This is a genomic window from uncultured Aggregatibacter sp., from assembly GCF_901873365.1.
Taxonomy (GTDB): Bacteria; Pseudomonadota; Gammaproteobacteria; order Enterobacterales; family Pasteurellaceae; genus Aggregatibacter.
The window spans coordinates 33,536-43,972 of the sequence record NZ_CABFLM010000045.1; the positions used below are offsets into that span (position 1 = coordinate 33,536).

Annotated in this window: 8 protein-coding genes; 2 read left to right on the top strand and 6 right to left on the bottom strand. The window is 42.9% G+C overall.

The annotated features are described in order from the left end of the window. Window position 1: 1 nt before the first annotated feature. The 5 genes from cydC to QZ106_RS02175 all read right to left on the bottom strand — a co-directional run bounded on the left by cydC (window position 2) and on the right by QZ106_RS02175 (window position 6,878). Window positions 2-1,735 carry a cysteine/glutathione ABC transporter ATP-binding protein/permease CydC gene (gene cydC, locus QZ106_RS02155; protein WP_295973660.1) on the bottom strand — a complete coding sequence of 578 codons (1,734 nt, stop codon included), beginning with the start codon at window positions 1,733-1,735 and terminating at the stop codon, window positions 2-4. Further along, window positions 1,735-3,498, bottom strand: coding sequence for a cysteine/glutathione ABC transporter permease/ATP-binding protein CydD (cydD, locus tag QZ106_RS02160; protein ID WP_295973663.1), 1,764 nt, complete (start codon window positions 3,496-3,498; stop codon window positions 1,735-1,737). Before cydD ends, cydC begins: the two co-directional genes overlap by 1 nt. A 95-nt stretch (window positions 3,499-3,593) precedes the next feature. Next, window positions 3,594-4,550, bottom strand: a complete 957-nt coding sequence (gene trxB, locus QZ106_RS02165) for a thioredoxin-disulfide reductase (protein WP_295973666.1) — start codon at window positions 4,548-4,550, stop codon at window positions 3,594-3,596. A gap of 53 nt (window positions 4,551-4,603) precedes the next feature. Next, window positions 4,604-5,461, bottom strand: a complete 858-nt coding sequence (locus QZ106_RS02170) for a co-chaperone YbbN (RefSeq protein ID WP_295973669.1) — start codon at window positions 5,459-5,461, stop codon at window positions 4,604-4,606. A gap of 190 nt (window positions 5,462-5,651) precedes the next feature. Then, window positions 5,652-6,878 carry an ATP-binding protein gene (locus QZ106_RS02175; RefSeq protein WP_295973672.1) on the bottom strand — a complete coding sequence of 409 codons (1,227 nt, stop codon included), beginning with the start codon at window positions 6,876-6,878 and terminating at the stop codon, window positions 5,652-5,654. A 421-nt stretch (window positions 6,879-7,299) separates the two neighbouring features. Here QZ106_RS02175 and QZ106_RS02180 point away from each other — a divergent pair, with 421 nt between their 5' ends. Beyond that, window positions 7,300-7,878: an NAD(P)H-dependent oxidoreductase gene (locus QZ106_RS02180; RefSeq protein WP_295973675.1), complete on the top strand. Its 579-nt coding sequence runs from the start codon at window positions 7,300-7,302 to the stop codon at window positions 7,876-7,878. A gap of 162 nt (window positions 7,879-8,040) precedes the next feature. Here the strand turns inward: QZ106_RS02180 and QZ106_RS02185 are convergent, their stop codons facing one another. After that, on the bottom strand, window positions 8,041-8,994 hold the full coding sequence (locus tag QZ106_RS02185; RefSeq protein ID WP_295973677.1) for a GlxA family transcriptional regulator: 954 nt from the start codon (window positions 8,992-8,994) through the stop codon (window positions 8,041-8,043). 140 nt (window positions 8,995-9,134) lie between these two features. On the opposite strand from QZ106_RS02185, the gene QZ106_RS02190 reads away from it, so the two are divergent. Beyond that, window positions 9,135-10,007, top strand: coding sequence for an MBL fold metallo-hydrolase (locus tag QZ106_RS02190; protein WP_049371216.1), 873 nt, complete (start codon window positions 9,135-9,137; stop codon window positions 10,005-10,007). Window positions 10,008-10,437 lie beyond the last annotated feature (430 nt).

A 10,437-nucleotide genomic window follows, 5' to 3' on the forward strand; every position in this document is an offset into this window, starting at 1 on the left:
TTTAAATACGTTGTGTCAGTTGTTTGAAAAAGCCATTTTCTTTATTGATCAATTCGCTGTACGAACCTTGTTCAATTAATCGACTGTTATCGATCACCACAAGTTGATCAAACTGCTCAATGGCGGTTAAACGGTGTGTCACCATAATCAAGGTTTTACCGACACTGTGAGCTAAAATCGCTTGCAGAATATTGCGTTCGGTTTCGCGATCCAAACCTTCTGTCGGTTCATCTAAGAGTAAAATAGGCGCATCATTTAATAACACACGCGCTAAGCCTAAACGACGTTGTTCACCGCCCGATAACGGACGACCGCCGTCTCCTAGCCATAAATCTAATCCTTGTTCTTGATTCACCAATTTTTCCAAGCCCACTTGTTGTAGCACGGCAACCATTCTTTCATCGCTCAACGTTGCATGGTTGGCAAGTTGTAAGTTGTTACGCAACGTATCACTAAATATGTGCACGCGTTGTGTTAAGAAACAAAATTGTTGGCGTAAACTGCTTTCGCGATAGGTTTGAATGCGATTGCCGGCGAATAAGATTTCTCCTTGGTTGGCATCATAATTGCGTACCAATAATTGAAGTAGTGTCGATTTGCCGCTGCCGGTTTTCCCTAAAATGGCGAGTTTTTCACCGGCTTCAATAGAGAGATTTAAGTCCACTAATGCCGGGTTATCGCGTTGCGGATAAGTGAAATGAACGTGATTAATTTGCAATAATGGCGCTTGAGTTTGGCTTTCAACAAGTTGCGTGCCGGAAAAATCCACCAGTGGTTGCTGTTCGATAATATCCGTCACCCGTTCAGCCGATGCCACCATTTGCCCGATGTGCAAAAATGCGGCGCCGATCGGCATTAAAATTTCAAAGGAGGCGAGGGCGGCAAAGGCAAACAAGCCAATTAATGCAGCACGGTATTCATCGCTGCCCAAATCCACTTGTGCGGCAAACCACATCACAATACATAACACCAAGCCGTTGGCGAACAACAAAAGTGCGGTGGAAAATCCTGATAAATTCGCTTCCTGTTGTTGATAGTCTTGCCATTGTTGTTCTGTTTGGCTCAATTTCCCTTTTAGTTTTTCTTCCCCGTTAAATAACAATAATTCTGCTTGAGCCTGAATAAATTCCACAAATTGCGTGCGGTATAGGGCGCGGGATTGGGTTAATTTTGCGCCGAATTTGTTGCCTAGATGGTAAAAAATGGTTGGAATCACCAATAATAATGTCAGTAACGTGAGACCAAGGAACAGTGCGAGTGGCACATGAACAAAACTTAATCCAAGGGTAATCAAGGTAATCACCACAATGGCGCTGATAAACGGTGCAATCAGGCGAAGATAAAGTCCGTCCAAGGTATCCACGTCAGCAACCAATCGGTTTAATAAATCACTGTTACGATAGCGATTGAGCACGCCAGGGCTTAACGGAATAATTTTGCTAAACACTTGCACGCGTAATTTGGCTAACACGCGGAAAGTGGCATCGTGGGTGACGACTTTTTCAAAATAACGCGCCACAGTGCGCCCGATCGCTAAACCGCGTACGCTGGCAGAGGGATAGAAAAAGTTAAACAGCGAACCTAAACCGGCAATGGCGGTCGCTGCCAAGAACCAACCGGAAAGGGTAAGCAACCCGATGCTGGAGGCAAGCCCTAGGATCATTAACAAACCACCGAAAATTAATGGCAGTTTGGCAAATTTAAATAAACGAATAAAAGGCAATAAAGCACGCATTAGTTAATATCCTGTTGTCGTTGTGCCAATAATTCGGCGAAGAAACCTTGATGTTGCAGTTGGTCAAAATGCCCCTGCTGAATAATTTGTCCGTGACGCATCACCAAAATGGTGTCGCATTGTTTCAGATCTTCAATGCGGTGAGTGATCATCACGGTTGTTTGTTGGCGACTGATGTGTTGCAAGGCTTGTAATACCTGATTTTCCGATTGCGCATCAAGGCTGGCAGTCGGTTCATCTAATAACAACAAATTGCCTTTGCGCAGTAGCGCACGTGCAACGGCCAAACGTTGTGCTTGCCCGACGGACACGCCAATGCCACCTTCTTTAATTTCTGCCTCTAAGCCGAGACGGTCGGTAAATTCTTTCGCTTGTGCTAATGCCAACGCCTGATCGATTTCTTGTGCGGAAGCTTGAATGTCGCCCAATAATAAATTCTCTTTGATCGTGCCTTGCAACAACAATGGGTTTTGTCCGACCCAGGCAATGTGTTTGCGCCATTGGGCTAAATCGACATTGCGCAATTCTTGCCCGTTGATTTTCAGGCTGCCTTCATAAGGTAAAAAGCCCAAAATGGCATTGATCAGCGAGGTTTTTCCGGCACCGCTTTGCCCCACAATCGCAATGTGGCTGTGTGCCGGAATATGGAAATTCAGCGCTTCTGTCAGCGGTTTGCCTTGTGGCGACAAGACCACCACATTTTCACCTGAAATTTCTACCGCACTTTGGCTTTCAAATGCCGCTTTGCTGTCGCCTTGGGCGATTAAATAATCTTCTTCCAAGAAATCTACAATGGCATCTGCCGCACCAATACCGGCTGCACGGTCATGATAATAAGTACCGAGGTCGCGCAAGGGTTGGTAAAACTCCGGTGCAAGAATGAGGCAGAAGAAACCGATAAAGAGTGTAATCGGCGTGCCGTAACTGCCGAATTCCACTTGCCCTAAATAGCTGAAACCGAAATACACTGCCATTAATGCAATAGAAATCGAGGTAAAAAACTCTAACACGGCAGAGGAGAGGAATGCCATTTTCAAGACATCCATGGTGGTTTCGCGGAAATCTTGCGTGCTGTTTTCAATATGGCGGGTTTGTTCGGAAGTGCGGTCGAATAAACGCAAGGTTTCCAAACCGCGCAGACGATCGAGGAATTGACCGCTTAAACGCGCAAGGGTATCCATGTTCTTTTGGCTGCTGTCTGCTGCCGCTTTGCCCACCAAAATCATAAAGATAGGAATCAGCGGTGCGGTGCCCATTAAAATCAAACCGGCTGCCCAGTTCAACGGGAATACGGCAATCAGAATAATCATCGGCACAATGGCGGAAAGCGCTTGTTGCGGTAAATAGCGGGCGTAGAAATTATGCAAGTTCTCTACTTGTTCCAACATGATGGTTGCCCAGCTGCCGGCCGGTTTATTGTTAATCGTTGCAGGGCCAACTTGATGGATTTTATCCAAAATTTGCTGACGAATAATATTCCGTAATAATTGACCGCACTTGAAGCCGATTTTTTCTCGGATCCACAAAATCAGCGCACGTAGTGCAAAGCCGACGACTAAGCCGATAAAGTAAGGCGCTAAGCCGGTGACCGGTTCGCCCAGAATAATGAGCTTATGCAGCAAAGAGGCTAAGAGATAAGTCTGCCCTACTAAAATCACTGAGGAGAAGGTGGCGAGCAAAATATTGAGATTCAAATATTTTTTAATCGGCTTTTGCTGTGTGCGAAGCCATTGTTGCAAATATTTTTGACGAGATTTATCCATAAGTTATGTTTTATCAGAAACAGAAAAACGGAAGGTGGACGTTATTGCCCACCTTATATTGCATAATGTGTTGTCTTGGTGCACCTACCGAACAGTTATGCTTTTTGCGCATCCAAATAACGCTCGGCATCTAATGCTGCCATGCAGCCGGTGCCGGCAGAGGTAATGGCTTGACGATAGTTGTGATCCATCACATCGCCTGCGGCAAAAACGCCTTCCACGGATGTGGCGGTCGCATTGCCGTTTAAACCGGATTTCACCACGATATACCCGTTATTTAATTCCAATTGACCTTGGAAGATTTCCGTATTCGGCGCATGACCGATAGCCACGAAGACGCCGTCTAATGCGACCTCTTCCGTTGCTTCGGATTGCACGTCTTTCAAACGTACGCCGGTCACACCCATGTTGTCGCCCAACACTTCATCTAAAGTGCGGTTAGTATGCAGCACGATTTTGCCTTCTTCCACTTTTTTGTATAAGCGGTCGATGAGAATTTTTTCTGCGCGGAAACTATCGCGACGGTGGATCAAATGCACCTCAGAAGCAATGTTGGCTAAATAGAGTGCTTCTTCCACGGCGGTGTTACCGCCACCGATGACGGCAACCGGTTTGTTGCGATAGAAGAAACCGTCACAAGTGGCGCAAGCGGAAACGCCACGGCCTTTGAAGTTTTCTTCGGAAGGCAAACCTAAATAACGGGCAGAGGCACCGGTGGCGATAATTAACGCATCGCAGCTAAAGGTTTGTGCATCGCCGTATAATTTGAACGGGCGAGAAGATAAATCTACGCGGTTAATATGATCGAAGACAATCTCGGTCTCGAATTTTTCTGCGTGTTGCAACATTCTTTGCATTAATTCAGGGCCGGTCGTTTCACCGAAATCACCCGGCCAGTTTTCAATTTCACTGGTGGTAGTGAGTTGTCCACCTTGTTGTAACCCTGTGACGAGTACCGGTTTCAAATTAGCGCGTGCCGCATAAATGGCAGCCGTGTAACCGGCAGGGCCGGAACCTAAAATGAGTAATTGCGCGTGTTTAATATCTGACATAATCAATCCTTATCAACTTGAAATTTGTGGGCGGTATTATAGAAGATTTCCCATCAGTACAACAACGAATAGAGCAATCGGCGGTATTTATTGGTTACCGGATCGTTGTTGCCGATGGCGGCTAAAATGGATAAAAATTCCTGCTTGATTTTGCCGTCTTCCGCGCCTAAATCTTGACGTAAAATAGTGAATAACAACTCCAAGGCTTCTTCGTTGCGATTGGCTTGGTGTAATTGCAAGGCCAATTTCAACGCAAGATCATGGGTTGGCTGTTTTGCAAATTCTTCCTGTAATTGTTGTATTTCCGGCGTATCGGCGGCTTTAATCAACAAGTCAATTTGCGCTTGTAATCCTTGCCAGCGACTGTCGCGATCTTGCAATGGGATCTTGTTCAAAATCTGTTGCGCAGGCTCAGTGTTTTTCATCGCGATATAGGTTTCCGCATAGAGTAGTGCGATCTCACTGTTTTTCTGATCAGACAACTCCCACGCTTCTTTCAACAACGGCAATGCCTGCGCATAATTTTCCACCGCAAGCAAATCCAATGCCTGATTAAATTTAATTTCTTCCTCTTTCGGCAAAATCACACTCAAACGCTGTTGCAAGGTGGTGTTATCCAACGCACCTTGAAAGGCATCCAACGCTTGCCCGTCTCTAAATAAATAAGTGGTCGGCAAGGCTTGAATACGAAACTGCGCCGCCACCATTTGTTCTTTCTCACAATTCACTTTGGCTAACACAAATTGCCCTTGGTATTGGTTGGCATAATTTTCCAAGGTTTTCACAAACGCCACAGAATCTGCATGGTTTGGCGCATAAAACGTGATCACCAAAGGATGATGTTGTGAAAGCTGTAAAATTTCGTTGAGATTTTGCTCGTTAAGGTCACGAATGGAAGGGAAATCCGCCATATTCTTCTCTTGTTTTGAATGAAATGAATGCCGCGTATTATAGCAAAGTGCGGTGGGATTTTTTAGTGTTTTTCAGGGGATAGCATCTTAAAGGATTGTAATATTAGCGACTCGCATAAAGGCGAACCGGATAGGGTTTAAAATCCCCAAATATTCGAAAAATTGACCGCACTTTTTGTGATCTATGACACTACAAATGACTTAAAGGCGTTTCCAGTATCTCCCCAATAAATCCCCTCAAACTCAAACATCGCACGCCTTCAAATGTGTTGCCGTCAAATTCATCTAGGGTGACCACATATTTGGGGTAGTTATCCCCAATTTTCAGCAGGTTGCCGAATTCGCGTTCTAAGGTTTTTTCTTCGTTGATGGTGAGAGTTGCTTGAACGTAAATTCGTTCGCCATTTTTCTCAGCGACAAAATCGATTTCTTGGTTGTTCAATCCGCCGATTTTGACGTCGAAACCGGCAATTTGTAGATGGTTGAATATGGTGTTTTCAAGTAGTTTGCCACGATCTTGCACGCGATAGCCGATGAGGGCGTTGCGTAGCCCCAAGTCTTCAAAATAGTATTTTTCACCGATTTCGAAAATCCGTTTCCCGGCAATGTCATAGCGTGGCACTTTGTGGATGAGAAAGGCGTTGGCGAGGTAGTCGGCGTAGTTTTGCACCTGTGTTACTGATGTGGCAATTTTTTGCGATTTAAGAAAGTCGGCAATTTTTTTAGCGGAGAACAAATTGCCGATATTGTCGGCGAGAAATAGTGTCAGTTGTTCTAAAAATTGCGGATTTCTCAAGGAATAACGGTTCATGATGTCACGGATGGCGATGGTGGAATAGATGTTGCGCAGGTATTCAAAGATGATGTTATCTTGCAACGGCAGGTCTTTCAAATAAGGCAAACCGCCATATTTTAAGAATTGCGCCATGGCTTTATCGCTGTCTTCAAGGCGCATGAATTGTAGAAACTCAGGGTAAGAAAGGGAATGGACGTGGATTTCCACTGCGCGCCCACTCAATGCGCCGGCAATATCGCGTGAAAGCAGATGTGCGTTGCTGCCGGTGCAATATAAATCCAGTTCGTCATCCAGTAGCAGTGAACGCAGTGCGCTTTCAAAATTGGCAATCTCTTGAATTTCATCAATAAAAACATAGTTTTTTTGACCGTGTTTTTTTTCGCTTAACACAAAATCAGCCAACTCTTGAGCCGTTTTCAAATGAGAAAACGCTAAGTCTTCTTTATTGATGTAGATAATCGGTGCGTGTTCGTCAGCTGAACGGATTTCCTGCATGATTTGGAACAGTAGATAGCTTTTGCCCACACGGCGTTGTCCTGTAAATACTTTAATCAGTTGTTTGCTGATGAACGGGCGAACGGTGTCAAGATAGCGTTGGCGGTAAATCAGGTCTTTTTTCATATCTCCTCCATTTATAATGGAAAGTATAGGATTAATCTTAAAAAGTTTCTAGTATGGTTAAAACTTTTTTATGTTTTTATATTTTATTTTTGTATGACTTAAAAAATCTCCTAAAAATTTGACCGCACTTTTCATGTCATTTCCTATTAGGAAAAAATGTTGTTCATAAAGCGTGGTTTATTGCTTAATCATTATTTGCTTCATCAAATAACAAGGAGAAAATCATGAAAAAATGTCGGTTTTGTTTGTTGAAGAAGAATAGTGAATGCTGATGCTACCGATTAGTTGTAATCGATGGCGTACAAGAAATTTCCCCTTATGGTCTGAAAATAGCCTGGTAAGCAAAGGCACTTTTAAAATATAGAGTAAAAAGGCATAATTGCAGCCCCATTTTTTGAATTATTTATTTAGGAGCAAAAAGATGAATATTTTATTACTAGACGGTGGAAAAGAGTTTGGTCATTCGCATGGTGAGTTGAACCATACGCTTCACAAAAAAGCGAAAGAAGTTTTGACCGCACTTGGACACAATGTAAAAGAAACTGTGATTGATGCCGGCTATGATGTTGAAGCCGAAGTCGAAAAATTTGTTTGGATGGATGCCGTGATTTGGCAGATGCCGGGTTGGTGGATGCACGAACCTTGGACAGTGAAAAAATACATAGACGAAGTATTAACTGGTGGGCACGGCAAGCTTTACCACAGTGACGGCCGTCATCGTGTCAATCCAACCGAAGGCTACGGCACAGGTGGTTTGTTGCAAGGCAAAAAACACATGCTCTCACTTACTTGGAATGCCCCGATTGAAGCCTTCACTCGCGAAGGCGATTTCTTCGAAGGAAAAGGCGTAGATGCGTTATACATGCACTTCCACAAACTCAACGAGTTCATTGGCTTGACCCGTCTGCCAACATTCTTATGTAACGACGTGATTAAAAATCCACAAGTAGAACAATACTTAGCAGACTACCAAGCACACTTGGAAAAAGTATTCGGATAATTACTAAATATTAGTTTAGAAGGTGAGCATTTTTGCTCACCTTTTTTATTTCGTTCGTAGCGTGCATCTTGATGCACGACCAAATTATGCACGGAACGTTATTTGACTCTTTCGGGCATTCATGATTTCTGAAAATCTGACCGCACTTTAAAATAAAAAGATCTAAACATCCTCAATTTGAAACTGCTTACGCCAGCGATTCGGTGAAATCTTATGTTTCTTCAAGAAGTGCTGACGCAAGGCGGTATCGCTATGAAATCCACTTTGTTCTGCAATATCAGTAATAGATAAATCTGTGCTTTCCAAAAGTTCTCTTGCGCGCTGTAGCCTTGCTTCAATTAACCATTGATTTAATGACATTCCGGTTGCTTTGCGAAAATGTCGGGTGAAAGTGCTACGGCTCATTGACAAACGTTCTGCAAGACTATCAGTCGAATGAAGTGCGGTCAGATTTTCATTTAAATAAGCAAGCAATGCATTGATATTATCATTAGGTGTGGAACGAGAAATAGGACGTTCGATAAATTGTGCTTGTCCGCCTTCACGATGAGGGGGGATAACCAGTATTCGGGCAATATGATTGGCAATTTTCACACCATATAATTTACGGACAATAGAAAGGCAACAATCCATGGAAGCTGCCGTTCCTGCGGAGGTAATCAGTCGATCTTGTTCCAAATAAATAGGATTTAGATCCCATTTCACCTGCGGAAAACGATTCGTAAAATCACTATCTCCCAGCCAATGAGTGGTTGCTTTTTTGCCGTTAAGTAGGCCACTGCACGCTAACACATAGGCGCCATAACATAAACCCACCACTGTCGCACCACGTTGATACGCTTGCCGTAACGCTGTTAATAAAGCCTCAGACGGCATCACTTGAGTATTATGCCATCCAGTCATCACAACAATATCGGCATTCTCTAACCATTCTAAACCACCATCTAAATGTATGTGAAATAGCGAGTTTGTCAGGTTGTTCGAATCGCTAACGATTTTACAGTCAAATAACGGCTTGCCGTTTAAATCCGACATAGAAAAAACGGAATATGCCATCGCAAAATGAATGGGCATCATTTGTTCATACACAATCAAAGCAACTGTGGGTGTATTCATTTTATTCTCCTACTTTGATATGAGCATAACACAAAAATGACCCGATTATTACGTTTATTGATTTTTTATTCATTTTTACGCAATCTTGTTCTCACTATAATATGTTTATTCATTCAATAACGTATAGAAAAGGAAAAACAATGAACTTAAAAACCTTAATTAGCACTACAGCATTGGCTATTAGCGCAAATACTTTCGCCGTAGATCTTGCCTCTAAAAACACTGATAGCTACCAACATATCCGCAATGCCACTGGTCGCCTGAACTACGCAGGGAAAACTTTTTTAATTGATCCGATGCTTGCTGAAAAAGGACGTTATGCAGGTTTTGAAGGGACATTAAATAGCCATTTGCGTAATCCACTTGTGGAATTGCCGATGAAAGCAGAAGATACTTTTAAAGATGTTGATGCCATTATTTTAACTCATACACATGAAGATCATTGGGATGAGGTTGCACAAAAAATTTTACCTAAATCCATCAAAATTTTTGTGCAACATGAACGGGATGGCGACTTACTCAAAGCGCAAGGTTTTACTAACATAACCAGTTTATCGCTAGAAAAACCGGTGGAGTTCGAAGGTATTATTTTAAATAAAACCGGCGGTTCTCACGGCACAACGGAAATGTACGCTGTACCACAATTAGCTGAGATTTTAGATGAGGCGATGGGAGTAACATTCCAAGCGAAAGGTCATCCAACGGTGTACTTGGTTGGTGACACAGTTTGGACTGCCGAAGTAAACAAAGCCATTAATCGTTATAAACCTGATGTAATGATTATGAACACCGGTGATGCGCGTACCTTAGCTTTTCCGAATGACGGCATTATTATGGGGTTACAAGATGTTGCTCATGCTCGTAACATGCTACCGAATACAAAACTTATCACAGTGCACATGGATGCGGTAAACCATATGTCTGTTTACCGTAAGGATTTACGCCAATTTGTCCAAGCAAACAAGCTTGAAAATGTAGCAATTCCAGAAGATGGTGAAACAGTGAAGTTTTAAAAATAAGCGGTTGAGTTCTTAAGATAATTCACAAAAAATACCTAAAAATTTAACCGCACTTCGTTATATAAAAGCCGTCTGAATTTTCAGACGGCCTTTGATTATAGCCAGGCAAAGTCAGGCTATAAAAACCATACGCTATGCGTATGGAGACAAATAGCTTAAGCGATGAACAGAAAAAAATCCTCGCTATATAATGAACAAGGCTGACAACCAAAATTCAACATATAGGAGGATTATTTACCCCTCGTAGCGTGCATCTTGAGGCACGACCGAATCACGCACGGAACGTTATTTAACCCTTTCGGGCATTCACGATTTCGTGCAACAAGTTGCACGCTACAATTCTTGCTACACTTGTAAAAGCATAAGATTCGAAACCTAATTAATTTTGTATAGTTTGAAAGTTTTTTTTAAGTTTATATATAAG

Coding starts and splice junctions, on each gene's coding strand:
- QZ106_RS02180 (WP_295973675.1), top strand. CDS start 7,300: ATGAATATTTTATTACTAGACGGTGGAAAAGAGTTTGGTCATTCGCAT.
- QZ106_RS02190 (WP_049371216.1), top strand. CDS start 9,135: ATGAACTTAAAAACCTTAATTAGCACTACAGCATTGGCTATTAGCGCA.
- QZ106_RS02175 (WP_295973672.1), bottom strand. CDS start 6,878: ATGAAAAAAGACCTGATTTACCGCCAACGCTATCTTGACACCGTTCGC.
- cydD (WP_295973663.1), bottom strand. CDS start 3,498: ATGGATAAATCTCGTCAAAAATATTTGCAACAATGGCTTCGCACACAG.
- QZ106_RS02170 (WP_295973669.1), bottom strand. CDS start 5,461: ATGGCGGATTTCCCTTCCATTCGTGACCTTAACGAGCAAAATCTCAAC.
- QZ106_RS02185 (WP_295973677.1), bottom strand. CDS start 8,994: ATGAATACACCCACAGTTGCTTTGATTGTGTATGAACAAATGATGCCC.
- cydC (WP_295973660.1), bottom strand. CDS start 1,735: ATGCGTGCTTTATTGCCTTTTATTCGTTTATTTAAATTTGCCAAACTG.
- trxB (WP_295973666.1), bottom strand. CDS start 4,550: ATGTCAGATATTAAACACGCGCAATTACTCATTTTAGGTTCCGGCCCT.